The organism is Piscinibacter defluvii, assembly GCF_004011805.1.
In the GTDB taxonomy this organism is placed as follows: domain Bacteria; phylum Pseudomonadota; class Gammaproteobacteria; order Burkholderiales; family Burkholderiaceae_C; genus Piscinibacter; species Piscinibacter defluvii.
The window spans coordinates 38,121-63,899 of record NZ_RCHJ01000004.1; the positions used below are offsets into that span (position 1 = coordinate 38,121).

Here is a 25,779-nt window from a genome sequence, read left to right on the forward strand (position 1 = left end):
GATCAGTTCGACGCCGCGGCGACCATCTCCTTCACCGCCGCCTTGCTGTCGATCTGGCCGTTGAAGTGGCGCGTGATCACGTCGTAGAACGCGTTCTTGATCGACGCGGGCACCGCGTGGCCGTGCGCCATCGAGCCGACCAGCGTGTTCTTCGTGTTCGCCTCGGCCAGGTCCTTCATGCCCTTCTTGCCGCAGTCGTCGAAGGCGGTGTCGGGCACGTCGGTGCGCGCCGGCACCGAGCCCTTGACCACGTTGAAGGCCGACTGGAAGCCCGGGTCCATGATCGCGCTGGCCAGCTTGACCTGCGCGGCCGCCTTGTCGCCGCCGACCTTGAACATCGCGAACTGGTCGGAGTTGAAGCTGACCATGCCCTGCGTGCCCGGGAAGCGGAAGCAGACGAAGTCCTTGCCCGGCACCTTCTTGGCGTTCAGGAACTCGCCCTTGGCCCAGTCGCCCATGATCTGGAAGCCGGCCTTGCCGTTGATGACCATCGCCGCGGCGAGGTTCCAGTCACGGTTGCTGAAGTCCTTGTCGACGAGCTTGCGGATCTGCGCCATGCGCTCGAAGGACTTGAGCATGGTGTCCGAGCCGAGCGCCGCCTTGTCCTTGCTGATGAAGGCCTTGCGGTAGAAGTCGATGCCGCCGGTGGACAGCACGACGCCGTCGAAGATGGTCGCTTCCTGCCAGGGCTGGCCGCCGTGCGCGAGCGCGATGAAGCCGGCCTTCTGCACCTTGGCGGCGGCGTCCATGAACTCGTCGAAGCTGGCGGGCAACTTGGTGACGCCGGCCTTGTCGAGCACCTCCTTGTTGGCCCACACCCAGTTGGTCGAGTGCACGTTGACCGGCGCGGCGATCCACTTGCCGTCGTGCTTCGAGAAGGCCTGCAGCGCCTTCGGCACGGTCTTGTCCCAGCCTTCCTTGGCGGCCACCGCGTTCAGGTCGGCCAGCACGCCCTGCTTGGCCCAGTCGGTGATGTCGAAGCCGAGCATCTGCACCGCGGTGGGCGGGTTGCCGGCCGTCACGCGGGCCCGCAGCGCGGTCATCGCCTGCTCGCCGCCGCCGCCGGCCACCGGCATGTCGTTCCACTTGACGCCCTGCTTCTCGAGGTTGCCCTTCAGCACGTTCAGCGCCGCGGCCTCGCCGCCGGAGGTCCACCAGTGCAGCACTTCCACGCTCTGCGCGAAGCTGGCGCCGCTGACCAGCAGCGCCGCGGCCGCCGCGATGATCTTCTTCATGCCTGTCTCCTGTGGTGTCGAGGGGCAGGCCAGTCCTCCGGCCTGCGGGAGCGCAGTGTCGCGCCGGCCTTGACCGATGTTCAGCGGAGTTTCCCGGGCGGGAGTCAACGCTGGGAACGAAACAAGCCCCGGGGCGGGTCAGCCCGCGCTCGACCCCCGCACCACCAGCTCCACCGGCAGCACCATCTGCTGCGGCATCTCGTGGCCGCGCATGATCAGGTCGACGCCGGCGCGGCCGAGCGCCTCCTTGTCGACCCGCAGCGTCGACAGCGCCGGCTGCGCGCCGGCCGCTGCGGGGATGTCGTCGAAGCCGACGATGGCGATGTCCTGCGGCACGCGCAGGCCGGCCTCCTGGCAGACCTGCAGCGCCGCCAGCGCCACCATGTCATTGCAGGCGAACACCGCGTCGGGGCGCTGGCGCAGCTTGAGCAGCTGGCGCATCGCATGCGCCGCGCCGTCGGCCGGCTCGACGCCGGGCGGGGCGACGATCTCCAGGTCCGGGTCCGCCAGCACGCCGGCCTCGAACAGCGCGCGCCGGTAACCATGGGCCCGCTCGCGCAGGCTGTAGTGCGCCAGCGAGCCGGCGATGTAGGCGATGCGCTTGCGGCCGGTCTCGAGCAGGTGCCGGGTCGCGAGGAAGCCGCCCTCCACGTTGTCGGGGTTCACCGAGGGCTGGCCGGGCATCCAGAAGTCCACCAGCGCCATCGGCAGCTCGAGCCCGGCCACCAGGTTCAGCACCTCGGCCTCGAAGTAACCGGCCGCGAGCACCGCGTCGGGCTCGTGCAGGCGCAGCTGGTCGCGCACCGGGTCGGCCGGCCCGGTGGCCAGCAGCGTGGGAGCGATGCCGTAGTCGCGGCAGGCCTCCTCGACGCCGTGCAGCACGTACGAGAAGAACGGGTTGGTGGCGAAGCTGCTGTGCTGGCGGTGCAGCAGGAAGACCAGCCGCTGCGCGCGCGTGCTGCGCAGCCGTGCCGCGTCGTAGCCGAGCTCGCGCGCGACGCGCCGCACCAGCCGGCGCGTCTCGTCCGACAGGCCGCGCTGGTTCTTCAGCGCCCGCGAGACGGTGCCGATCGAGACGCCGGCGGCCTCGGCGATGTCGCGGATGGTGACGCTCATGTTGCGGGCCGCGCGCTGGGCCGCTCCCGAGCCGGCCCGCATCCCCTCGGGGGATCGGCCGGCGTACTCGCCGGACGAGGGGTCGACATCATGCCGGATGGGCGCTGAGGCGGTGGCGCAGGATGAACGGCTCGTCGGGGTGCAGCATCAGGCCGCGACGGTCGGCCAGCGGGTGGTCCGACGGCGGCACGGCGATCCGTCCGAGGTCGAACACGCCGCGCACCGGCTCGACGCCGAGCGCGAGATGCCGGCCGCTCCAGGGCGGGTAGGCGCGGCCGCGGTGGCTGACCCACAGCATCAGGTCGGGCAGCACGCGGTGGTCCCAGTCGAGCAGCAGGGTCCAGCCGGCGTCGACGTAGTGCAGCGCGACGGGGCCGTCGACCTCGCGCAGTTGCAGCAGTTCCTCGGTGTCGATCGCGAGCGGGTAGCGCGTCAGGTCCTGCGTGCCGCCGGCGGCGAGCGGCACCTGGTCGAGCCGCTCGAAGCGCGCGTCGGGCGCCAGAAGCGAGACGCCCGGCTCGGCCGGCACCGGGTAGACCACACCCCCTTCGTACGCAGGCAGCGCGAGGCGCACCGAGCCGAGGTCCAGGCGCAGCGTCGGGTGCAGCGCGATCGGCAGGGTGCAGGGCTCGCGCGCCTCGATCACCAGCGTCATGCGCAGGGCGCGCGTGTACGGCTCGACCTCGACCACGCGTGTCATGCGCCGCACCGGCCCGGGCGGCTCGATGGCCAGCGCGAGGGCGTGCGGGTCGTCGGTCTCGAGCCAGTCCCAGGGGTGGTTGGACGCGTAGCCGTGCCCCCAGGCATCACCCGGGTCGCGCGCCGGCCAGTCGTCGCCCAGGCCGGCGGGCCGGTCGGTGCGGCCGAAGGGCACGCAGGGCCAGTCGCCGCGCAGCCGGCGCAGGATGCCGGGCAGCGCCGCCGCGCCCGGCTCGGCATGCCAGGGCGCCACCTGCAGCGGCGCGAAGTCGGGGTGGCCGTCGGCACTGAACCAGACCGGGCCGAGCATCGCGCCGAGCCGCTGCAGCTCGGCGCGCCCGCTGTCCCATTCCAGCGTGCGGGTCGGGTCGTCGCTCATGCGCTGCAGTCTACGGTCGGCGCACGCCCTGCACGATCAGGGCCAACGTGCCCGCCACCACGCCCCAGAACGCCGAGCCGATGCCCCAGAGGCTGAGTCCGGACAGCGTGACGAGGAAGGTGATCAGCGCGGCCTCGCGGTGGTGTTCGTCCTTCAGCGCCGCGGCCAGCCCGCCGCCGATGCTCCCGAGCAGCGCCAGCCCGGCGATGGCCACCACCAGTTCGCGCGGGAAGGCGGTCAGCACGCCGGCCACCGCGGCGCCGAACAGGCCGATCACGACGTAGATGGCGCCGCAGCTCACCGCCGCGGTGTAGCGGCGCGCCGGGTCCTCGTGCGCCTCGCGGCCCATGCAGATCGCCGCCGTGATGGCCGAGAGATTCAGCGCGAAGGCGCCGAAGGGCGCGAGCAGCAGCGTGGCCGCGCCGGTGAGCGTGATGATCCTGGAGATCGGCATCGTGTAGCCGGCGGCGCGGATCGCCGCCACGCCCGGCAGGTTCTGCGAGGCCATGGTGACGACGAACAGCGGCAGCGCCAGGCTGACCGCGGCGCCGAGGGTGAACTCGGGCGTCACCCACTGCGGCACGGTCAACGCCAGGCTCACGCCCTGCAGCTGCAGCCGGCCCTGCAGCGTCGCGAACAGCGTTCCGGCGGCCAGCACCACCGGCACCGCGTAACGCGGCCAGGCGCGCCGGCCGACCAGGTAGACCAGCAGCATGGTCAGCACCAGGCCGAAGTCCGACCGCAGCGCGACGAAGGCGTCCAGCCCGAAGCGCGCCAGCACGCCGGCCAGCAGCGCGCTGGCGATCGGCATCGGGATGCGGTCCATCACGCGCTCGAACGCGCCGGTGGCGCCGGCCAGCGTGATCAGCAGCGCGCACAGCACGAAGGCGCCGACCGCCTGTTCCATCGTGAAGCCGCCGCTCGCCGCCGCGGTGGCCAGGACCGCGGCGCCGGGCGTGCTCCAGGCCACCATCACCGGCTTCTTCAGCCACAGGGAGGGCAGCGCCGAGCACAGCCCCATGCCCAGGCCGAGCGCCCACATCCAGGAGGCGGTCTGCGCCGGCGTGGCGCCCAGCGCCGTGGCGGCGGAGAAGACGATCGCCACCGAGCTCGTGAAGCCGACGAGCACGGCGACGAAGCCGGCCGTCGCTGCCGAGAGCGACAGGTCGCGCAGGAACGAGCTCAAATCTCGACCTTCGCGCCGAGCTCGACGACCCGGTTCGTCGGCAGGTTCAGGAAGTCGGCCGCCGCGGCGGCGTTGCGGTGCATGCTGGCGAACAGCTTCTCGCGCCAGGCGGACATGCCGGCGCCGATGGTCGGGATGACGATGTCGCGCGAGAGGAAGTAGCTCGTCTCCATGTCCTCGAGCTGCACGCCGCGGCCCTTGAGCAGCTCGAGCGCCTCGGGCACGTCGGGGTCGTTCTTGAAGCCGAAGTGCAGCGTCACCTGCCAGCAGTCGTGGCCGAGCGGCTCGATCTCGCAACGCTTGTCGAAGCCGATCCACGGCACCTCGTGGTGGCGCACGGTGACGAACAGGTTGGTCTCGTGCAGCACCTTGTTGTGCTTCAGGTTGTGCAGCAGCGCGTTGGGTGTCATGCCCTGGTCGGCCACCAGGAACACCGCGGTGCCCTGCACACGCGCCGGCGGGCTGACGAACACCGCCTCGAGGAAGCTCTTCAGGTCGATCGCGTCCTCGCGCAGCCGCACCGTCATCAGCCTGCGGCCCTGCTTCCAGGTCATCAGCAGCACGAACATCGCCGCGCCGATGACGATCGGGAACCAGCCGCCGTCGACCACCTTCACGACATTGGCGGCGAAGTAGGTGAAGTCGACCAGGAAGAAGAAGCCGGTCGCGCCGACGCACAGCCACCAGGGGTACTTCCAGCCGTAGCGGATCACGAAGAAGGTCATCGTGGTCGTGATCAGCATGTCGATGGTCACCGCGATGCCGTAGGCCGCGGCCAGGTTGCTGGACGAGCGGAACAGCACCACCGCCAGCACGATGCAGACGTACAGCCCCCAGTTGACCGACGGCAGGTAGATCTGGCCGGTGTCCTTCACCGAGGTGTGCAGCACGCGCATGCGCGGCAGGTAGCCGAGCTGCGTGGCCTGCTTGGTGACCGAGAAGGCCGCGGTGATGAGCGCCTGCGAGGCGATCACCGTGGCGGCGGTGGCCAGCGCGATCAGCGGGTACAGCGCCCAGGTCGGCGCCATCTCGTAGAACGGGTTCTTCGCGTTCTCCGGGTGGGCGAGCAGCATCGCGCCCTGGCCGAAGTAGTTGATCACCAGGGCCGGCATCACCAGGCTGAACCAGGCCAGCCGGATCGGGCGCTTGCCGAAGTGGCCCATGTCGGCGTAGAGCGCCTCGGCACCGGTGACACACAGCACCACCGAACCGAGCGCGACGAAGGCGATCTTCGGGTGCGCGGTGAGGAACTCGATCGCGTACTGCGGGCCGAGCGCCGCCAGGATGGCCGGGTTGCGCACGATGTGCACCGCGCCGAGCACCGCCAGCACGAGGAACCAGATCGCCGTCACCGGCCCGAAGAAGCGCCCGACGCTCGCCGTGCCGTGGCGCTGCACCATGAACAGCAGCGTCAGCACCACCAGCGTGACCGGCACGACGTAGGCGTGCAGGCCCGGCGCCGCCACCTCCAGGCCCTCGACCGCCGAGAGCACCGAGATGGCCGGCGTGATGACGCCGTCGCCGAAGAAGATCGCGGTGCCGAAGATGCCCAGCAGCATCAGCCGGCCGTGCAGCACCGGCTTGTCGCGCACCGCCTGCGAGGCCAGCGCGAGCATCGCGATCAGGCCGCCCTCGCCGTTGTTGTCGGCACGCAGGATCAGCACCACGTACTTGAGCGAGACGACGACGGTCAGCGTCCAGAACATCAGCGACAGCACGCCGAAGATGTTCTCCGCCGACAGCGGCACGTGGCCGTGCGCGAACACTTCCTTGAACGCATACAGCGGGCTGGTGCCGATGTCGCCGTAGACGACACCGATGGCTGCGAGCGTCAGGGCCGCGAGGCTGGACTGGTGGCGGGGTGAACTCACGAGCGACCGGTAGCGGGCCGCAGGGCCCGATCCGGCGGTTTCTTCGGAGCGCCTATCCTACGTCAGCCGCAGCGGGGCTATTCGTAGATCTCGGCGTCCGGGTCGGTCGCTTCCAGCTCGTAGCTCGCCGCCACCATCGCCAGGCGCGCGATCACGCCGTACATGTAGAAGCGGTTCGGCGCGCTCGCCCCGGGCTTGACCCCCGGGCGCGGCAGGTGGCCCGATTCGGCGAAGGCCAGCGGCACGAAGCTGGCCCCGGGCGAATTGAGGTTCTCGTCGATGCCGCGTTCGGCGTTGACGCGGTAGAAGCCGCCGACCACGTAGCGGTCGATCATGTAGACCACCGGCTCGGCCACCGCGTCGTTGACGCGCTCGTAGGTCGGCACGCCTTCCTGCAGGATGACCTCGCTGACCTCCTGACCGTCCTTGATGACGCTCATCTTGTTGCGCGTCTTGCGGTTCAGCTCGGCCAGGTCCTTCGGGTCGCGCACGGTCATGATGCCCATGCCGTAGGTGCCGGCGTCGGCCTTGACGATGATGAACGGCTTCTCGTTGATGCCGTATTCCTTGTACTTGCGGCGGATCTTGGCCAGCAGCGCCTCGGCGTTGCTCATCAGGCATTCGGCGCCGGTGCCGTCGCTGAAGTTGACCTCGCCACAGCGCGCGAACAGCGGGTTGATCAGCCACGGGTCCATGCCCAGCAGCTTGGCGAACTTCTTGGCCACTTCCTCGTAGGCCTGGAAGTGGTTGGTCTTGCGCCGGATCGCCCAGCCGGCATGCAGCGGCGGCAGCAGGTACTGCTCGTGCAGGCCCTCGAGCACCTTGGGGATGCCGGCCGAGAGGTCGTTGTTGAGCAGGATGGTGCAGGGGTCGAAGTCCTTCAGCCCGAGGCGGCCGCGCGTGCGCACCAGCGGCTCGACCTTCAGCGCCGAGCCGTCGGGCAGGGCGATCTCGGTGGGCTCCTTGATGGCCTCGTCCAGCGTGCCCAGGCGCACGTTCAGCCCGGCCTGGGTGAAGATCTGCATCAGCCGCTGCACGTTGGTCAGGTAGAACGTGTTGCGGGTGTGCTTCTCCGGGATCAGCAGCAGGTTCTTGGCCTCGGGGCAGATCTTCTCGATCGCCGCCATCGCCGCCTGCACCGCCAGCGGCAGCATCTCCTCGGTGAGGTTGTTGAAGCCGCCCGGGAACAGGTTGGTGTCCACCGGCGCCAGCTTGAAGCCGGCATTGCGCACGTCCACCGAGGTGTAGAACGGCGGCGTGTGTTCCATCCACTCGAGCCGGAACCAGCGTTCGATGGCCGGCAGCGATTCGAGGATGCGCTGCTCGAGTTCGTTGATCGGGCCGGTCAGGGCGGTGATGAGGTGAGGAACCATGGCGGGGCCCGACGGGTTGGAAGCGCACGACGGCGCGGGCGAGATCCGGATTCTATGAAGTTGGGGTGGCGGGCCGCTTCGCAAGGGGGTGCACGGCGGCCCGCCGCGGTGGTAGTTTCGCCGCCTCCCCGCAGCCCGGAGCCCGCCGATGAGCCTCCTGCAAGTTCTCAAGCTGCCCCCGCGCCCGGCCGGGCCCGCGGTGCAGGCCATGCCCGTGCTGGACGTGACGGCCAGCCAGGGGGTCGAGGTCAAGGACGGCCAGGCGCGCGCCGTCCCGGTGCGCGATGCCGACCCCAAGGCCGTGGCCAACGAGCTGCGCGGACCGATGCAGCTGCGCGAGCGCAGCGTGCGCGACCAGCTGCGGACGGCCAGCGAGTCGCTCGCCCGGCTGGAGGAGAAGATCGCCGCCGCGCCGGCCGACCGGAAGTCCGAACTCGAGGCCAAGAAGAAGCAGCTCGGCCAGCACATCGGCGGCTTCGAGCGCGAGCTCAAGCAGCTCGACGCGGACCTGAAGGCGCTGGACGATCCAGCCACCTCGCGCGACCGCTTCACGCAGATCCTGGCGCGCCAGAAGTCCGCGGCGGGCGTGGCCAGGGCGGTGGAGGTCGACCGGCACGATGGCGAGTTCGAGAAGAAGCGCACCGAGAACAAGACCACCCGCACCGAGACGAGTTATGCCGACGGCAAGGCGACCACGAAGGTGCAGAGCTCGAGCACCCGCGTCGGCGCGGGCAGCCTGACGCAGGACAACAAGACCACCCGCACGACCGTCACGGCCGACGGCCGCACGACCGGCACGAAGAGCGCCACCAGCACCGTCTCGACGGACGGCCTCGCCTTCGACCGCAGCGCCAAGCACGAGACCGAGAAGGACGGCCAGACACGCAGCACCGAGGTCAAGCGCAGTGTCAAGGCCGGGCCGGGCGGCGCGAGCATCGTCGACAGCAAGACCGTCACCGCGGCCGACGGCTCGCAGACCACGCACACCCGTGGCGCGTCGGTCGAACGCGGCGACGGCAAGGCCGGCGTCACGCGCAGCGCCAGCGTCACGAGCAAGGACGCCGCCGGCAACCAGACCACCGACAGCCGCACCCACAAGGGCGGCATCGTCGCCGGCAAGGACGGCCTCGGCGCCTACACCGATCACGAGGGCCGGACCGAGACGCGCGGCGCCAACGGCCTGAAGACGGGCGCCGTGGCCGGCCTGAGCGCGAACATCCTGTGCAACGTGGTGCCCGTGCCCGACAGCGACCCGGCGCTGTACGACGTGGTGCTGAAGGTCGACCTCGGCGTGCGCGTCGGCCGGTCGGCCGGCTACGACAAGGAACCGGCCAAGGGCGACGAGGAACGCACGCGCGGCACGGTGGGCGCCAGCGTCAGCGCGGGCGAACGTGTCTTCCTCAACACCAGCCACCGTCTCGATGCCACGCAGGCGCAGGCCTATGTCGCCGCGCTGAAGACCGGCGGCGGCACGCAGAAGGAGTTCGCGATCATCCGCTGCGGCCTGGCCAAGGGCTGGGACGCGGCGCGCGCGCTCTACCTCGGCGCCTCGGGCAAGGCGCTCGCGCCCGGGGAGGCCGACAAGCTGAAGGAAGGCGAATCGGTCGAGGTGGGCCGTCAGACGCAGGCCGGGGGCAAGGTCAGCGCCGGCGTCAAGGGCGGCGGCATCGGCGTGGGCGTCGAACTCGGCCGCGAGCACGGCCACGACGAGTCGCTCAAGGTCACCAAGGAGAAGGACGGCGCGCTGAGCTACGACGCGAAGCACGGCGACACGCGCAAGGGTTCGATCGGCGGCACGGTCAGCGCCGGCGCCGTGGAGGGCAGTTTCGGCCACTCGAGCACCCACAGCACATCGACCGGCTACCGGATCCGCATCGACCCGAAGGCGAAGGACGCCGCGGCGCTGCAGGCTGCGCTGGCGGCCTGCCGCAGCCAGGCCGAGCTGGATGCCTTTGCCAAGGCGCACCCGGAGACGGTGCAGGAGAAGACCCGATCGGTGCAGGACGATCAGAAGCAGAGCGTCGGGGTGGGCCTCGGCGGCGCCAAGGTCAGCATGGGCTTCGGCCATGGCGTGGGCCAGACCGAGGTGACCGACAAGGACGGCAAGCTGAAGCAGAAGACCGTCACCGGCGGCAGCGAGGGTGGCATGGAGGTGGGCGTCGGGAAGTACAAGGTCGGCGCCTCGTCCAAGGAGCAGGCCACCGCCCGGCTCGACGGCGACGGCAATGCCGCGCTGGACGTGAACCGCACCGACAAGTCCACCGACACGGTCAAGTGGCTGGAGGCCAACGTGCCCTTCGCCGGCGGCGGGAAGAAGGACGCCGGCGCGCTCGCCAAGGCCACCGGCGGCCAGGAGGCCGAGGACACCGACCGCACCGACGTGAGCGGCATCGCGCTGCAGGGCGGCGACCTGGAGTACCTGGGCCACCTCGCCTGCACCAGCTGGAACAAGTGGATGGCGGCCTGCCGCAGCCCGCGCGAGCTGGAGGACTGGGCCAAGGCCGGCCGCAAGATCAAGGCGGCCGGCGGCGCGAAGGCGGTCGTGGCCGAGCAGCTCGCGCGCTTCGTCGGCGCCGACAGCAGCGGCCGCGGCCATGTGATCGACTCGGCACTGCGGCCGACCGCGGGCGACATGTCCGGTGGCGCCCGCTACGAGTTTCCCGGCGGCCTGGCGGCACGCAAGGCGAGCTACGAGGCGACCGTGATCGCCGCCTCGGAGGCCGCCGTCGCCGAGCTGGCCAAGGGCGACGCGGCCAAGGCGGCGGCCAAGGGGCAAGAGCTGCTGCGCGAGCTCGACTCGCTGTATGCGGCGGTCTCCAGCACCGAGTTCACCAACGCGCGCACCAAGGCCGAGATGCTGTCGTCGATCAACACGCGCAAGGACAAGGTGCAGGCCGCGCTGCGCGTGGCCGGCGGCGGCAAGGCCGACGAGCTGTCGGTGAAGGAGAAGGTCGACAAGTACAACGGCCTGCTGTCGAACTGCCAGCGCTACCAGCACAGCGAGCACGAGATCTTCGCGAAGATCGAGAAGACCTTCGAGGCCGGCTTCCTGAAGAGCGGCAAGCCGAACCTGTCGGAGACCATCGACAACACCACGCTGATCAACGAGCTGCGTGGCATCTACACGCTGTGGGACAAGGACTACGACGAGATGGCCGCGCTCGCCCAGGAGAACGGCTTCGGCAAGGACATCTACTGGAAGTACAAGCCCGACCGGGCGCGCTTCGAGCGGGCCTACAAGGGCCAGGCGCCCGGAGCGGCGAGCGCCGCACAGCCCGAGACCGCCGACAAGCGCAGGAAGCCTGCGCCGCCCGCGCCGCCGCCCGCCGTGGCGGATCCGCTCGGCGAGGCCCACAAGGAACTGCAGAAGAAGCGCGAGGCCGGCGCGCAGGGCATCGCCGGGCGCCTGCCGGCGGCCAAGAACCGGGCGCACGGCGCGGGCAACCGGCTCTACGCCTGGATCCGGCACGAGCGCAAGGCGGCGGCCGTCGACGCACACAACCGCGGCACCGCCAAGCTGAAGAGCGCGGACGGCTTCGAGAAGAAGGTCAAGCCCGGCAACGTGGAGGACCTGGAGGCCTACGGCCACGTCGCCATCGAGGACTACGAGGCGGCTGCCAAGGCCTACGCGGAAGGCCTCGCCCTGTACCCGAAGGGCATGCCGCCGAAGGCCTGAGCCGGGTTCAGGCGGGCGAGGCGCCCGCGGGAGCCGCCTCGACCTGGATCGTCAGGCGCACCGCGTCGCCGACGAAGGGCAGGCCGAAGGTGATGCCGTGGTCGCTGCGGCGGAACTCGGCCTCGAAGTCGCCACCGCAGACCTCGCGGCCGGCGTCCTCGCGGCAGGCGAAGCGCAGCGCGCGCAGGTGCAGCGGCCGCGAGACGCCGCGCAGCGTGAACTCGCCGCGCGCACCAACCAGCCGGTCGCCGTCGAACTCCAGGCTGCTGGCCACGAACCAGGCCTGCGGATGCTGCTCGGCAGCCAGGAAGGAGGCGCCGCGCAGCATGCTGTCGAGCGCCGGCACGCCGCTGTCGACCACCCGGGTGTCGATCGTCACCGAGAGCTCGCCACGGCGCTGCGCGCGGTCCAGCACGATGCGGGCGTCCACCGCGGCGAAGCGGCCACGCTGCGTGGAGGTGCCGAAGTGCTTCACCTCCCAGTGCACCCGCGTGTGGGCCGGGTCGACGGTGTAGGCGAGCGCCTGGGCGGGCGCGGCGGGGGCGGCGGCCGCGCCGATCAGCGCGATGGCCAGGGTCAGCAGGGTTCGCATGGCGCACTCCTCGGGGTGTTCTTGCCCGGACCTACGAGGCGGCCACGGCGGCGGACGCGCCCGACAAGAAAAAGGGCCGCCTCGCGGCAGCCCTTCCCCTGGCACAAGCAGCGTATCAGTTGTGGTACGCCGTCTCGCCGTGCGAGGTGATGTCCAGACCCTCGCGTTCCTCGTCTTCCGGCACCCGCAGGCCGATGACCAGGTCGACGATCTTGTAGGCCACCAGCGAGACCACACCCGACCAGACGATGGTCAGCAGCACGGCCTTGAGCTGGATCCACACCTGCGCGCCGATGGCGTTGGAGCCGACCGTGGCGGTGACCCAGTCGGTCACCAGGCCCGGGCCGCCGAGCGACTGGGTGTTGAACACGCCGGTCAGCAGGGCGCCGACGATGCCGCCCACGCCGTGCACGCCGAACACGTCCAGCGAGTCGTCCGCACCGAGCATCTTCTTCAGGCCGTTGACGCCCCACAGGCAGGCGAAGCCGGCGGCGAAGCCGATCACGATCGCGCCCATCAGGCCGACGTTGCCGGCCGCCGGGGTGATCGCCACCAGGCCGGCCACCGCGCCCGAGGCGGCACCCAGCATCGAGGCCTTGCCCTTCATCAGCGTCTCGCCGATGCACCAGGCCAGCACCGCGCCGGCCGTGGCCGAGAAGGTGTTGGCGAAGGCGAGCACGGCGCTGTTGCTGGCTTCGAGCGCCGAGCCGGCGTTGAAGCCGAACCAGCCCACCCACAGCAGCGAGGCACCGACCATGGTCAGCGTCAGCGAGTGCGGCGTGAACGCCTCCTTGCCGTAGCCGACCCGCTTGCCGATCATGTACGCACCGACCAGGCCCGCGACGGCGGCGTTGATGTGCACCACGGTGCCGCCGGCGAAGTCGAGCGCGCCCCATTGCCAGATCAGGCCGGCCTTGCCGTTCATCTCGTCGACGACGCCTGCCGCGCTGTAGGCATCCGGGCCCATCCAGTACCAGACCATGTGCGCGATCGGCGCATAGCTGAAGGTGAACCACAGCACCATGAACAGCAGCACGGCCGAGAACTTGATGCGCTCGGCGAAGGCGCCGACGATCAGGCAGCAGGTGATGCCGGCGAAGGTGGCCTGGAAGGCCGCGAACAGCAGCTCGGGGATGTAGACACCCTTGCTGAACGTGGCGCCCATCGCGAAGGTGCCCGCGGCCGGATCGAACAGGCCCTTCATGAACAGCCGGTCGAAGCCGCCGATGTAGGCGTTGCCCTCGGTGAACGCGAGGCTGTAGCCGTAGATGAACCACAGCACGACGATCAGCGAGAACGTGACCATCACCTGCATCAGCACGGACAGCATGTTCTTGCTGCGCACCAGGCCGCCGTAGAACAGGGCGAGGCCGGGCACCGTCATCATGATCACGAGCAGCGTGGCCACCACCATCCAGGCCACGTCGCCCTTGTTGGCCACCGGCGCGGCGGCGGCCGGGGCGGCTTCGGCGGCGGAGGCCGCCTCGGCGGGTGCCGCGGCGGCGGAGGCCGCCACCTCGGGCGCCGACGCGGCCTGCGCCCAGGTACTCCCGGAGAAGCCCAGGGCCGCGAGGCCCAGGGCGAGGCATGCAAGTAGTTTCTTCATGGTTGTCTCTTGAGTCCCTCTGCGCTCAGAGCGCGTCCTTGCCGGTCTCGCCCGTGCGGATGCGGACGACCTGTTCCAGCGACGACACGAATACCTTGCCGTCGCCGATCTTGCCGGTGCGTGCCGCGCCCTCGATGGCCTCGATGACACGGTCCACGATCGCGTCGTCCACCGCTGCCTCGATCTTCACCTTCGGCAGGAAGTCGACGACGTACTCCGCCCCCCGGTACAGCTCGGTGTGGCCCTTCTGGCGACCGAAGCCTTTCACTTCGGTCACCGTGATGCCCTGCACGCCAATGGCGCTGAGGGCTTCGCGCACTTCGTCGAGCTTGAACGGCTTGACGATCGCGGTCACCATCTTCATGGAGTTCCCCTAACGGAAGTTGCGGGTGGTGGCGATCACATCGCCTTGCTGAGCGACACGATGAGGCGCGCCTTGTTGGCGTCGCCCCAGGCGTCCTTCTTGGTGGCGCCGACCACCGCGCCGGCCACCGAGAGGCCCTTGCCGAGGTCGTAGGTCGCGCCGAGCTTGTAGTCGGTGTAGTTCACGTAGACACCGGGGTTGGCATCCTTCAGGTCGCCGTTCAGGCGCGTGAAGCCGACATGCGCGTTCAGCGTCAGGCCCTCGACGATCGGGTAGTTGGCCGACAGGTCGAGGTAGCCGGTGTTGCGGCCCTTGACGTCGGTGCCGGTCGCGTCGCCGAGGCCGAAGTAGTCCTTCGAGACCACGTGGTAGTACTTGGCGCTCAGGAAGCTCCAGCTGATGCCGCCGTACAGCTCGGTGGTGTTGGCCGCCGACGAGCCGCTGCCCGGGTAGTAGTACTGCAGCAGGCCGACGTCGTAGCCGAGGTCCTTGGCGATCTCGCCCTTGTAGCCGCCGTAGAAGTCCATCTCGGTGCCGTTGGCGAAGCCGATCGAGGAGTTCCAGTTCCCGAGGTAGAAGCCGCCCAGCGTGTAGTCGAAGCCGCCCTGGATGGCGGGCACGGCCTGCTTGGTGGTGTCGCTCTGGTCCTGGCCGCGGTACTTGTACTTGGTGACCAGCGACACGTTGGCGGTCAGACCATCGTCGGCGAACGCGGGGGAGATGCCGAATGCGAGCGCAGACAGGGCAAGGAGAAGCCGTTTCATCGTGGGTGACTCCGGTTGATGGGATGGGTGTCTTGCCCCACCTTCTGCAGCTTCTGTGCCACAGCCCGCCACGGTGTCTGCGCATCTGGGACGCGTGTGCACGGCCTGGCGGCCCCGCGGCGACGCCCCGTTTCGGTGCATCGATCGGCAGATCACCGGCATGGTGCGCCCGGGCGGGCGCGTGCCGGGTTCAGGCGGTCTGGAGAGGGTCGGCCAGCCAGCGTGCCAGCGCGGCCGTCACCGCCGCCGGCTGCTCCATCGTGCTCATGTGGCCGCAGCGCTCGAGCACGACCAGGCGCGCCCCCGCGATGTGCGCCTGCATGAATTCGTGGCGCGCCGGCGGGCTCCAGCCGTCCTCGCGGCCGCACAGCAGCAGGGTGGGCACGCGGATCTGGCCGAGCAGCGCCGTGGCGTCCGGGCGGGACAGCAGCGCCTCGATCTGGGCCGCGAACTGCACCGGCGTGCGGCGCTCGAACATGTCCAGCACCGCCTCGAACAGCGGCGTGCCGAGCCGGCTCGGGTGCAGCATGCCCTGGGCCCATTCACGCGCCATCGCCCGCATACCCTGCTCGCGTGCGATGGCCAGCAGCGCCAGGCGGCCGGCGCGCTCGCGCTCGCCGGCATCGCCCTCGGGCAGCGGGTGGTACGAGGTGTCGAGCAGCGCGAGCCGCGCCACGCGTTCGGGGGCGCGGCGCAGGATCTCGAAGGCCACACGTCCACCCATCGAATGGCCGGCGACCGCCAGCCGGCCGGGTGGCACGAGGGTGAGCACGTGCTCCGCCATCGCGCCCAGCGAATCGAGCTCGCCGTAGGTCGGCACGACGACCGTGCGCGCCGCGCCGAGCGCGGCCACCTGGTCGGCCCAGACGGCGCCGTCGCACATCAGGCCCGGCAGCAGCACCAGGGTCTCGACGGCGCTCAGAACTCCTCCGTGTCGACACCGGCCTGTGCGGCAGCGTCGTAGCGGCCGCCGACCACGGTGCGGGCGTTGATCAGCGCGTCGAGTTCGGCGAGGGTGGCCGCGTCGAGGGCGACGTCGGCCGCACCGAGGTTGTCCTCCAGGTGGGCGAGTTGCGTCGTGCCGGGGATCGGGATCACGTGCTCGCCGCGCGCGAGCAGCCAGGCCAGCGCCAGCTGCGCGTCGCTGCAGCCCAGGCGCCGCGCGACGGCCTCGAAGCCGTCGAGCAGCCTCAGGTTGGCGGCGTAGTTCGCCGGCTCGAAGCGCGGCATGGTGCAGCGGATGTCACCCGCCACGAAGCCGGCGACCTCGCGCAGCGCGCCGCCGAAGAAGCCGCGGCCGAGCGGGCTGAAGGCGACGAACGCGGCCCCGATCTCGCGACAGGCCGCCAGCACCGCAATCTCCGGGTTGCGTGTCCAGAGCGAATACTCGGTCTGCAGCGCGGCGATCGGGTGCACCGCGTGCGCGCGCCGCAGCGTCGCGGCCGAGACCTCCGAGAGCCCGATCGCACGCACCTTGCCTTCGCGCACGAGCCCGGCCAGCGCGCCGACGCTGTCCTCGATCGGCACCTTCTTGTCCCAGCGGTGCAGGTAGAAGAGATCGATGTGGTCGGTGCGCAGCCGCTTCAGGCTCAGCTCGCAGCTCCACCGGAGCGTCTCGGGCCGGCCGTCGACGACACGCTTGCCCTCGACGCCGTGCAGCCCGCACTTGCTGGCCAGCACGAACTCGCGTCGGTGCGGCGCGAGGGTGCGGCCGACCAACTCCTCGTTGGCGCCGAAGCCGTACAGCGCCGCGGTGTCGAACAGCGTGACACCCCGGTCGAGCGCATGCCGCAGCAGCGCCTGGGCCGCCTCCTCCGGCGGCGGCGCGCCGTAGGCGTGGCTCAGGTTCATGCAGCCGAGGCCGATCTCGGCGACCTCGAAGGGGCCGAGCGTCCGATTCTTCACTGCTGCGCGAGCTGCCGCTCGAGGTCGTGCAGCACCTCGTAGCAGGGCAGCACCTGCGCCGCGCTCGCGTTCGGCTCGCGGCCCTCGCGGATGGCCGCGAAGAACTCGCGGTCCTGCAGCTCGATGCCGTTCATCGACACGGCCACCTTGGAGACGTCGATCTTCTCCTCCTTGCCGTTGACGAGGTCGTCGTAGCGCGCGATGTAGGTGCCGCTGTCGCCGATGTAGCGGAAGAAGGTGCCCAGGGGGCCGTCGTTGTTGAACGACAGGCTCAGGGTGCAGATCGCCCCGTTTGCGGCCTTGAGCTGGATGCTCATGTCCATCGCGATGCCGAGGTTCGGATGGATCGGCCCCTGGATCGCGTTCGCCTTCACGATCGGCGAGCGCGCCTGGTAGGCGAACAGGTCCACCGTGTGCGCGGCGTGGTGCCAGAGCAGGTGGTCGGTCCAGCTGCGCGGCTGGCCGAGCGCGTTCATGTTCGTGCGGCGGAAGAAGTAGGTCTGCACGTCCATCTGCTGGATGTTGAACTCGCCGGCGGCGATCTTCCTGTGCACCCACTGGTGGCTGGGGTTGAAGCGGCGCGTGTGGCCGCACATCGCCACCAGCCCGGTGCGCCGCTGCTCGGCCACGACGGCGTAGGCGTCGCGCAGCGAATCGGCCAGCGGAATCTCCGCCTGCACGTGCTTGCCGGCCTTCATGCAGGCGATCGCCTGCGAGGCGTGCATCTGCGTCGGCGTGCACAGGATCACCGCATCGACGTCGCCGCGCGCGAGGCTCTCGTCGAGCTCGGTGCTGCAGTGGCCGATGCCGTACTTGGCGGCCACTTCCTTCGTCTTCTCCAGCTCGCGGCTGATCAGCGAGGTGACCTGGACGCCGTCGATGTTCTTGATGGCATCCAGGTGCTTGATGCCGAAGGCGCCGGCACCGGCCAGCGCGACGCGGATGGTGGAACTCATGCGTTCTCCAGGATGAGGTGACCGACGGCCGTGTTGCTCGCGGGCACGTGGTAGAAGCGGTGCGCCACGGTCGGCGCCGGGCCGCCGGCGACGTCGCTCATCGCGCCGCGCGCGATCAGCCACATCACCAGCTCGATGCCCTCGGAGCCGGCCTCCTCGACGTACTCGAGGTGCGGCACCTGCGCGAGCGCGGCCGGCTCGGCGATCAGCCGGTCGAGGAAGCGGTTGTCCCATTCCCGGTTGATCAGCCCGGCGCGCGGGCCCTGCAGCTGGTGGCTCATGCCGCCGGTGCCCCAGATCTGCACGTTCAGCGGCTCGTCGTAGCTCTCCACCGCGCGGCGGATCGCCTGGCCGAGCTGGAAGCAGCGCCGGCCCGAAGGCACCGGGTACTGCACCACGTTGACGGCGAAGGGGATCACCGGGCAGGGCCAGGCCCCCGTGTCCTTGTCCAGCTGGCCGCACATCAGCGAGAGCGGCACCGTGAGGCCGTGGTCCACGTCCATCTTGTTCACGATGGTCAGGTCGAAGTCGTCCTGGATCACGCTCTGCGCGATGTGCGAGGCAAGCTCCGGGTGGCCGATCACCTTGGGCACCGGGCGCGCGCCGTAGCCCTCGTCGGCCGGCTGGTACTCGGCCGCGCAGCCGATCGCGAAGGTCGGGATCAGCTCCAGGCTGAACGCCGTTGCATGGTCGTTGTAGACGAGGAAGATCACGTCGGGCTTGTTCTCCTTCATCCACTGCTTGGAGAACTCGTAGCCCTTGAACAGCGGCTGCCAGTACGGCTCGTGCGTCTTGCCGAGGTCCAGCGCGACGCCGATGGCCGGCACGTGGCTGGTGTAGACGGAGGCGGTGATGCGCGCCATCTCAGCTCCTGCCCCAGCGCGGATCACGCCCGCCGTTGATCATCATGTTGCGGTATTCCTCTTCGCTCATGCCGGTCATGCTGCCGGCCATCTGCTGGAAACTCCTGCCGTCGGTGGCGCCGATCTTGGCCAGGAAGTAGATGTTGCCGCCCAGTGCGATGCAGCGGTTCAGGTCGCGCGCCAGCACGGCCTGCTTCTGGTCTTCGCTCATCGGCCACTCGTCGAGGTAGGCGCGTTCATCCGCCTTGAAGCGCGTGCGGTTTTCGGCCTTCATCAGCGACATGCAGAACTGGTTCAGCCAGTAGCCCTTGCGGGACTGCTCGGCATCGAAGATCGTCGTGCCGGGGATGTTCTTGTAGGGTTTGTTCAGCGCCATCTCAGACCTCCTCCGGCCAGTACAGACGCATCGGATTGTCGACCAGCAGCTTCTTCTGCAAGGCCGGCGTGGGGGCGATGTGCGGGATGAAGTCGACCAGCAGGCCGTCGTCGGGCATGTGGTTCTTCAGGTTCGGGTGCGGCCAGTCGGTGCCCCAGAGCACGCGGTCCGAAAAGGTCTCGACGATGCGGCGCGCGAACGGGATCACGTCGCGGTAGGCATGGCGCTCGCCGTTCAATGCGGGCGGACCAGCGACAGAGAGTCGCTCAGGGCAGCTGACCTTGCTCCACACGTTCGGATGCTCGCGCATGAACTTGACGAACAGCTCGAACTCGGGGCCGTCGATGGGCTTGCTCACGTCGGGTCGGCCCATGTGGTCGACCACCACGGTGGTGGGCAGCGCGGTGAAGAAGTCCCACAGCTCGGGCAGGTCCACCGCCTCGAAGTAGATCACCACGTGCCAGCCGAGCTTCGCGATGCGGCCGGCGATCTCCATCAGCTCGTCCTTGGGCGTGAAGTCCACCAGCCGCTTGACGAAGTTGAAGCGCACGCCGCGCACGCCGGCGGCGTGCAACTGCTGCAGCTCGTCGTCGCTGATGCTGCGCCTGACGGTGGCCACGCCGCGCGCCTTGCCCTGGCTGGCCAGGCAGGCGTCGACCATCGCCCGGTTGTCGGCGCCGTGGCAGGTGGCCTGCACGATCACGTTGCGCGCGAAGCCGAGGTGGTCGCGCAGGGCGAACAGCTGCTGCTTGCTCGCATCACACGGCGTGTACTTGCGCTCCGGCGCATAGGGGAACTCGGCTCCAGGGCCGAACACATGGCAGTGCGCGTCGACGCTGCCGGGCGGCAGCACGAACTGCGGCTTGCTCGGGCCGGCGTACCAGTCCAGCCAGCCAGGGGTCTTGGTGAATTCCATCAGTCGGCTTTCTTCAGATGCGTGAGGATTCGGTCGGCCTCGGTGCGCCAGTCGGGGCTGCGCGCGAAGTCCCTGGTGCCCTTGGCGCCGAACAGTCCGGCGTCGGCCAGATCGGCCACCCAGGCCTGGCGCTCGGCGGTACCGGCGGCGCTCCAGGGTTCGAGGCCGGCCTCGCGCACGGTTTCCGCCACTTCGCGCACTTCCTCGCTGCGGCGCCGGCCATGTTCGATGACGCGCTGGAAGAAGTAGGCGGCCTGCTTCTCCCAGTCGATGCCCGGGAAGGTTTCCTTCAGCGAGGCGATCACCGCATCCTCCACGCCGTAGTGGCGCGCCGCGGTGAAGCTCTCGATGACCATCGCCTCCAGGCCCTTGATCATCACGCTGCGGCACATCTTGGTGGCGCTGGCCACGCCGAGCGTTTCGCTGGCGACCTTCGGCGCGAAGCCCAGGCCCGCGAGCACCGGCTCGAGCGCGGCGGCCTGCGGCCCGCCGAGCAGCAGCGGTACCTTGATGCGGTAGGGCGGCACCGAGGTCATCACCGCGCCCTCGACGTAACGGCCGCCGGCGGCGTTCACGGTCTGCGCGGCGCGCGTCTTGGCGCCGGGCGAGGCGGAGTTGAAGTCGAGGAAGAAGGCGGCCGGGGCGAGGCCCGCGGCGCAGGCCTCGGCCACCGCCACCGCCTGGCTCGCGGTGACGGCCGAGACGACCAGTTCCGCGCCGCGCACCGCGTCCACGTGCGAGGTGCCGAGCCGCACGCCGATACCGGCCGCGTGTTCGCGCAACGCATTGCCACGTTCGTCACCGAGCTTCAGATCGAAGGCCACGAGCTCGTGGCCCTTCAGGTCCTCCGCGAGGATCCGGCCGACTTCGCCATAGCCGATCAGCGCGATCTTCATGTCAGTCGATGTACCTGAGCCCGGCCTTGGCCAGCGGCTCGCGCATCTTGTACATGTCCAGCCCGAGCACGCCGCTGGCGAGCTTCGCGCGCTTTTCGCCCTCGTTGGCCTCGCGGGCCGCGGCGGCTTCCAGCGTCCTGGCGGCCATCGCACGCGGCACGCAGACCACGCCGTCGTCGTCGGCCACGATCACGTCGCCCGGGGTCACGTACGCCCCGGCGCAGACCACCGGGATGTTCACCGAGCCGAGCGTGGCCTTGATGGTGCCCTTGCTGCTGATGGCCTTGCTCCAGACCGGGAAGCCCATCTCGGTCAGCGTCTTCACGTCGCGCACGCCGGCATCGATGACCAGCGCACGGGCGCCACGGGCCTGGAAACTCGTCGCCAGCAGGTCGCCGAAATAACCGTCGGTGCACTCGGCGGTGATGGCCGCGACCACGATGTCGCCCGGCTGGATCTGCTCCGCCACGACATGCATCATCCAGTTGTCGCCCGGGTGCAGCAGCACCGTCACGGCGGTACCGGAGACCTGCGCGCCGGCGTAGATCGGGCGCATGTAGGGCTTGAGCAGGCCGACACGGCCCATCGCCTCGTGCACCGTGGCGCTGCCGAACGTCGCCAGGCCGTCGCGCACGGCCGCGTCCGTGCGCTGGATGTTGCGGTAGACGACACCGAGTTCGTAGGACATGGCTTACTTCCCCTTCTTCTTGAGCGCGGCGTCGAGGCGCGAGTAGACACGCCGTGCATTGCCCTCGTAGATCTGCTGCTTCTGCGCCGCCGTCAGCTGCGTGCTGGCCTCGATGTAGCGCTTGGTGTCGTCGTAGTTGAAGCCGGTCTCCGGGTCCACGCCGCGCACCGCGCCGATCATCTCGCTGGCGAACAGGATGTTCTCCACCGGGATCACGCGCGTCAGCAGGTCGATGCCGGGCTGGTGGTAGACGCAGGTGTCGAAGTAGATGTTCTTCAGCAGGTGGTCCTTCAGCAGCGGCTTCTTCAGCTCCTGCGCCAGGCCGCGGTAGCGCCCCCAGTGGTAGGGCGCCGCGCCGCCGCCGTGCGGGATGACGAACTTCAGGGTCGGGAAGTCCTTGAACAGGTCACCCTGGATCAGCTGCATCACGGCCGTGGTGTCGGCGTTGATGTAGTGCGCGCCGGTGGTGTGGAAACACGCGTTGCACGAGGTGCTCACGTGGATCATCGCCGGGATGTCGTACTCGACCATCTTCTCGTAGATCGGGTACCAGGCGCGGTCGGTCAGCGGCGGGCTGGTCCAGTGGCCGCCGGACGGGTCCGGGTTCAGGTTCAGCGCCACGTTGCCGTACTGCTCGACGCACTTCACCAGCTCGGGAATGCAGGTGGCCGGGTCCACGCCCGGGCTCTGCGGCAGCATCGCGGCAGGGATGAAGTGGTCCGGGAACAGCTGCGCGACGCGGAAGCAGAGCTCGTTGCAGATCGCCGCCCAGGTGCTCGACACCTCGAAGTCGCCGATGTGGTGCGCCATGAAGCTGGCGCGCGGGCTGAAGATCGTCAGGTCGCTGCCGCGCTCGCGCATCTTGGCGAGCTGGTTGGTCTCGATGGTCTCGCGGATCTCGTCGTCGGAGATCTTCAGGTCGCTCGCCTTCGGCTTGGCCGACGGGTCCTTGATGCCGGCGATCTGCTGGTTGCGCCAGTTCTCCAGCGCCTTCGGGGCGGTGGTGTAGTGGCCGTGGATGTCGATGATCATGGGCGGGTGTCTCCTCGGGTCCTCGTGTTTCGCGCTCAGGCCGGTTCCATGCCGTGGCGCCGCTTGGTCGCCGCGGTCTCGGGGGCGGCCAGGAAAGCCAGCAGCGCGCGTGCCGCATCGACCTGGGTCGAGCTGCGGCAGACGGCGGCGGCGAAGATGGTCTCGATCTGGATCGCCTCGGGCAGCGGCCCGAGGATCTCGATGCCCGGCACGTTCAGCAGCTCGCTGAGCTGCTGCACGCCCAGCTCGGCCTCGCCGCTGGCCACCAGCGAGGCCACCGGCACGCCGGGGCGGGCCTGCACCAGGCGGGCCTTCACGGCCTCGGCAATGCCCCAGCGCTCGAAGAGCTTGATGAGCGCCGTGCCGCTCGGGCCGGTGGAGTAGCCGATGCTGCGCGCGGCGAGCACCGCCTGCCTGACGGCGGCTTCGCTGGCGATGTCCGGCCGCGGCGCCCCTTCGCGCACGGCCACGGCCACGCCCGATCGCACCACGTCGACCCGGCTGCCCGGCAACGCATGGCCGGCCTCGACCAGCTTGTCGATCGCGTCCGAGGCCAGCACCACCACGTCGAAGGCCTCGCCGGCCGCGACGCGCTTCGCGGCATCGACGCCGCCGACCGATTCGAAGCTCACGCCACCGCCGCGCTGCGCCCAGGCGGCCGCAAGCTCGGCCAGCAGGGCGCGCGTCGCCATCGAGGAAATGCCGGTCAGGGAAGAACTCATGGCGGCGATTCTGGGCGCCGCCCCTCCCCCTCACAAGAAAGGGGTGCCGCTAACAGTTATCGCAGCTTGTTATGGCCGGGGCGCTCGCTGGCCAGCACCTGCTCGCGCAGCAGGCGCATCGCCTGGCGCAGCACCGGCGTGGCCGGCTTGTGCGCCGAGACGGCCAGGCACAGCCGGCTGGTCATGGCCTCGCCGGCCAGCGGCTGCACGCGCAGCGCGCTCGCCTGGCCGGAGGCGAGCACGGCGCTGCGCGCCAGCACCGCATGGCCGTGCCCGTGGCGCACCAGCTCGAGGATGGAGGCCACGCTGGACACCTCGTAGGCGATGTTCAGCTTCAGCCCGGCGAGCGCCGCCTGCGTCTCGAGCAGCTTGCGGATCGCGTGGCTGTGCTCGGGCACGACGAGCGGCAGCTTCGCCAGTTCGGCGAACGACAGGGGTGTGGCCTTGCGCCCTTCGCGCGCACCGGTGCGGGCGGCGCTCACGAGGCACAGCGGCTCGTCGAGCACCGGCAGCGTCTCGATCGCCGGGTTGGCCTCGGGGTTGTGGATCAGCCCGAGGTCGACGCGCCCGGTCGAGATCCACTCGACGATGTGCGTCGACAGGCCCTCGACGATCGCCAGCCGCGCCTTGGGCAGCTCGCGCTCGAAGGCATCGACCAGCGGCAGCGTCAGCAGCCGGCCCATGCTGGGCGGCAGGCCGAGCACGATGCGGCCGGCAGCCTCGTCGCGGCTCGCGCTGACGTCCTCGCGGGCGCGCGCCACCAGTTGCAGGATGGCCACCGCATGGTCGAACAGCCGCTTGCCCGGCTCGGTGAGCAGCACGCCGCGGCCGGTGCGCTGCAGCAGGTTGACGTGCAGGTCGGTCTCGAGCAGGCGCACCTGGCGGCTCAGCGCGGGCTGTGCGACGTCCAGCTCGATGGCGGCCTTGCTGAAGCTGCCCATCTCGGCAACGCGGACGAAGTAGCGCAGCTGGGTGAGGTTCATGGGGGCGTGGCGGCCAATGTAGCAGGCACAATGCCCCGCCAAGGGAGGGGAAGGACCGATGTCGCTGGCCGTCGTCCACAGCCGCGCGCTCGACGGGCTGCGCGCCCCGGCGGTGACGGTCGAGGTGCACCTCGCCAACGGCCTGCCGAGCTTCACGCTGGTGGGCCTCGCGGAAACCGAGGTCAAGGAGTCGCGCGAGCGCGTGCGGGCCGCGCTGCAGACCAGCGGGCTCGAGTTCCCGGCCAACAAGCGCATCACGGTCAACCTGGCTCCGGCCGAGCTGCCGAAGGAATCCGGCCGCTTCGACCTGCCGATCGCGCTCGGCCTGCTGGCCGCGAGCGGGCAGCTCGACGCGGCCCGGCTGGCGGATTTCGAGTTCGCCGGCGAGCTCTCGCTGGCCGGAGAGCTGCGCCCGGTGCGGGGTGCGCTGGCGATGGCGCTGGCGCTGCGGCGCGACGACAGCGCGGCCCCGCGCGCGCTGGTGCTGCCGGCCGAGAGCGCGGCCCAGGCGGCGCAGGTGGGCGGGCGCCGCGTGCTGGCGGCCACGCACCTGCTGGACGTGGTGCGCGCGCTGCTGCCCGGGGACGCGGCCACCGCGCTGCCGGCAGCAGACGCCGCGGCACCGGCACCCGCCGCCCCGCTGCCGGACCTGCGCGACGTGAAGGGCCAGGCCGCCGCCAAGCGCGCGCTCGAACTGGCCGCGGTCGGCGGCCACAGCCTGCTGATGGTCGGGCCGCCGGGTTCGGGCAAGTCGATGCTGGCGCAGCGATTCGCCGGGCTGCTGCCGCCGCTCACGCACGAGGAGGCGCTCGAGTCGGCCGCGGTGCTGGGCCTGGCCGGCGCCTTCGCGCCGCTGGACTGGGGCCGTCGCGTGCTGCGGGCGCCGCACCACAGTGCCTCGCCAGCCGCGCTGGTGGGCGGCGGCTCGCCGCCGCGCCCGGGCGAGATCTCGCTCGCGCACCACGGCGTGCTCTTCCTGGATGAACTGCCCGAGTTCGCCCGCGCCAGCCTCGAGGCGCTGCGCGAGCCGCTGGAGACCGGCCGCATCACGATCTCGCGTGCGGCGCGGCAGGCCGAGTTCCCGGCCCGCTTCCAGCTGCTGGCGGCCATGAACCCCTGCCCCTGCGGCCACCTCGGCAGCCCGCTGCGCGCCTGCCGTTGCACGCCCGACGTGGTGGCGCGTTACCAGGGCCGGCTCAGCGGCCCGCTGCTGGACCGCATCGACCTGCAGGTGGACGTGCCGGCGGTGCCGCCCGAGGCACTGGCCGCCGCGCCCGACGGCGCGCCCAGCGCGCAGGTCGCGGCGCGCGTGGCGTCCGCGCGCGAGCGGGCGCTGCAGCGCCAGGGCATGCTCAACGCGGCGCTGGCCGGCGAGGCGCTGGAGCGCCACGCCGCGCTCGACGCCGCCGGCAGCGCCTTCCTGCGCAACGCGTCGGCGCGGCTCGGCTGGTCGGCGCGCAGCTGGCACCGCGTGCAACGCATCGCCCGCAGCATCGCCGACCTGGCCGGCAGCGACACGATCGCGCTGCCGCATCTGGCCGAGGCGATCCAGTACCGGCGCGTGCTCGCGGTGCAGTGAGG

At 70.4% G+C, this 25,779-nt stretch carries 23 protein-coding genes; 2 read left to right on the forward strand and 21 right to left on the reverse strand.

Annotated features, from left to right (window positions below; translation table 11 throughout):
* Positions 1–2: 2 nt before the first annotated feature.
* From D9C15_RS12935 to gshA, 6 genes are all read right to left on the reverse strand, one after another.
* Entirely contained in the window at positions 3–1,235 is a 1,233-nt protein-coding gene (locus tag D9C15_RS12935) for an ABC transporter substrate-binding protein (protein ID WP_127997865.1), read from the reverse strand.
* A gap of 138 nt (positions 1,236–1,373) precedes the next feature.
* The gene (locus tag D9C15_RS12940; protein ID WP_127997866.1) at positions 1,374–2,351 is read right to left on the reverse strand and encodes a LacI family DNA-binding transcriptional regulator; all 978 of its coding nucleotides are present in this window, start codon (positions 2,349–2,351) and stop codon (positions 1,374–1,376) included.
* Between the two features lie 88 nt (positions 2,352–2,439).
* On the reverse strand, positions 2,440–3,429 hold the full coding sequence (locus D9C15_RS12950) for a hypothetical protein (RefSeq protein ID WP_127997867.1): 990 nt from the start codon (positions 3,427–3,429) through the stop codon (positions 2,440–2,442).
* Between the two features lie 10 nt (positions 3,430–3,439).
* Positions 3,440–4,615, reverse strand: coding sequence for a benzoate/H(+) symporter BenE family transporter (locus D9C15_RS12955; RefSeq protein ID WP_127997868.1), 1,176 nt, complete (start codon positions 4,613–4,615; stop codon positions 3,440–3,442).
* Positions 4,612–6,486 (reverse strand): potassium transporter Kup, encoded by a 1,875-nt coding sequence (locus D9C15_RS12960; protein ID WP_127997869.1) that lies wholly within the window; start codon positions 6,484–6,486, stop codon positions 4,612–4,614. Before D9C15_RS12960 ends, D9C15_RS12955 begins: the two co-directional genes overlap by 4 nt.
* 77 nt (positions 6,487–6,563) lie before the next feature.
* A complete protein-coding gene (gene gshA, locus D9C15_RS12965) occupies positions 6,564–7,859 on the reverse strand; it encodes a glutamate--cysteine ligase (RefSeq protein ID WP_127997870.1) in 1,296 nt (431 codons plus the stop codon).
* Positions 7,860–8,007: 148 nt separating this feature from the next.
* Between gshA and D9C15_RS12970 the strand changes: the two genes are divergently transcribed.
* Positions 8,008–11,535 carry a hypothetical protein gene (locus D9C15_RS12970; protein ID WP_127997871.1) on the forward strand — a complete coding sequence of 1,176 codons (3,528 nt, stop codon included), beginning with the start codon at positions 8,008–8,010 and terminating at the stop codon, positions 11,533–11,535.
* 7 nt (positions 11,536–11,542) lie between these two features.
* Here the strand turns inward: D9C15_RS12970 and D9C15_RS12975 are convergent, their stop codons facing one another.
* The 15 genes from D9C15_RS12975 to D9C15_RS13050 all read right to left on the reverse strand — a co-directional run bounded on the left by D9C15_RS12975 (position 11,543) and on the right by D9C15_RS13050 (position 24,198).
* Entirely contained in the window at positions 11,543–12,127 is a 585-nt protein-coding gene (locus D9C15_RS12975; RefSeq protein ID WP_127997872.1) for a YceI family protein, read from the reverse strand.
* A gap of 115 nt (positions 12,128–12,242) precedes the next feature.
* Positions 12,243–13,733 carry an ammonium transporter gene (locus D9C15_RS12980; RefSeq protein ID WP_240668398.1) on the reverse strand — a complete coding sequence of 497 codons (1,491 nt, stop codon included), beginning with the start codon at positions 13,731–13,733 and terminating at the stop codon, positions 12,243–12,245.
* 25 nt (positions 13,734–13,758) lie between these two features.
* The gene (locus tag D9C15_RS12990; RefSeq protein WP_127997874.1) at positions 13,759–14,097 is read right to left on the reverse strand and encodes a P-II family nitrogen regulator; all 339 of its coding nucleotides are present in this window, start codon (positions 14,095–14,097) and stop codon (positions 13,759–13,761) included.
* A gap of 35 nt (positions 14,098–14,132) precedes the next feature.
* Entirely contained in the window at positions 14,133–14,861 is a 729-nt protein-coding gene (locus tag D9C15_RS12995; RefSeq protein WP_127997875.1) for a TorF family putative porin, read from the reverse strand.
* 190 nt (positions 14,862–15,051) lie between these two features.
* Positions 15,052–15,765 (reverse strand): alpha/beta fold hydrolase, encoded by a 714-nt coding sequence (locus D9C15_RS13000; RefSeq protein WP_127997876.1) that lies wholly within the window; start codon positions 15,763–15,765, stop codon positions 15,052–15,054.
* A gap of 14 nt (positions 15,766–15,779) precedes the next feature.
* Positions 15,780–16,766 (reverse strand): aldo/keto reductase, encoded by a 987-nt coding sequence (locus D9C15_RS13005; protein ID WP_127997877.1) that lies wholly within the window; start codon positions 16,764–16,766, stop codon positions 15,780–15,782.
* Entirely contained in the window at positions 16,763–17,722 is a 960-nt protein-coding gene (locus D9C15_RS13010; RefSeq protein WP_127997878.1) for a Gfo/Idh/MocA family oxidoreductase, read from the reverse strand. The genes D9C15_RS13005 and D9C15_RS13010 overlap by 4 nt, the downstream gene beginning before the upstream one ends.
* Positions 17,719–18,585 (reverse strand): class III extradiol dioxygenase subunit beta, encoded by an 867-nt coding sequence (locus tag D9C15_RS13015; protein WP_127997879.1) that lies wholly within the window; start codon positions 18,583–18,585, stop codon positions 17,719–17,721. The genes D9C15_RS13010 and D9C15_RS13015 overlap by 4 nt, the downstream gene beginning before the upstream one ends.
* A 1-nt stretch (position 18,586) precedes the next feature.
* Positions 18,587–18,961, reverse strand: coding sequence for a protocatechuate 4,5-dioxygenase subunit alpha (ligA, locus tag D9C15_RS13020; protein ID WP_127997880.1), 375 nt, complete (start codon positions 18,959–18,961; stop codon positions 18,587–18,589).
* 1 nt (position 18,962) lies between these two features.
* The gene (locus tag D9C15_RS13025; RefSeq protein WP_310734480.1) at positions 18,963–19,880 is read right to left on the reverse strand and encodes an amidohydrolase family protein; all 918 of its coding nucleotides are present in this window, start codon (positions 19,878–19,880) and stop codon (positions 18,963–18,965) included.
* Entirely contained in the window at positions 19,877–20,773 is an 897-nt protein-coding gene (locus D9C15_RS13030) for an NAD(P)-dependent oxidoreductase (protein ID WP_127997882.1), read from the reverse strand. Before D9C15_RS13030 ends, D9C15_RS13025 begins: the two co-directional genes overlap by 4 nt.
* A gap of 1 nt (position 20,774) precedes the next feature.
* A complete protein-coding gene (gene ligK, locus D9C15_RS13035; RefSeq protein ID WP_127997883.1) occupies positions 20,775–21,461 on the reverse strand; it encodes a 4-carboxy-4-hydroxy-2-oxoadipate aldolase/oxaloacetate decarboxylase in 687 nt (228 codons plus the stop codon).
* Positions 21,462–21,464: 3 nt separating this feature from the next.
* On the reverse strand, positions 21,465–22,493 hold the full coding sequence (locus D9C15_RS13040) for an amidohydrolase family protein (protein WP_127997884.1): 1,029 nt from the start codon (positions 22,491–22,493) through the stop codon (positions 21,465–21,467).
* Between the two features lie 35 nt (positions 22,494–22,528).
* Positions 22,529–23,215 (reverse strand): substrate-binding domain-containing protein, encoded by a 687-nt coding sequence (locus D9C15_RS13045; protein WP_127997885.1) that lies wholly within the window; start codon positions 23,213–23,215, stop codon positions 22,529–22,531.
* A gap of 56 nt (positions 23,216–23,271) precedes the next feature.
* Entirely contained in the window at positions 23,272–24,198 is a 927-nt protein-coding gene (locus D9C15_RS13050) for a LysR substrate-binding domain-containing protein (RefSeq protein ID WP_127997886.1), read from the reverse strand.
* 58 nt (positions 24,199–24,256) lie between these two features.
* On the opposite strand from D9C15_RS13050, the gene D9C15_RS13055 reads away from it, so the two are divergent.
* Positions 24,257–25,777: a YifB family Mg chelatase-like AAA ATPase gene (locus tag D9C15_RS13055; RefSeq protein ID WP_127997887.1), complete on the forward strand. Its 1,521-nt coding sequence runs from the start codon at positions 24,257–24,259 to the stop codon at positions 25,775–25,777.
* Positions 25,778–25,779: the final 2 nt, after the last annotated feature.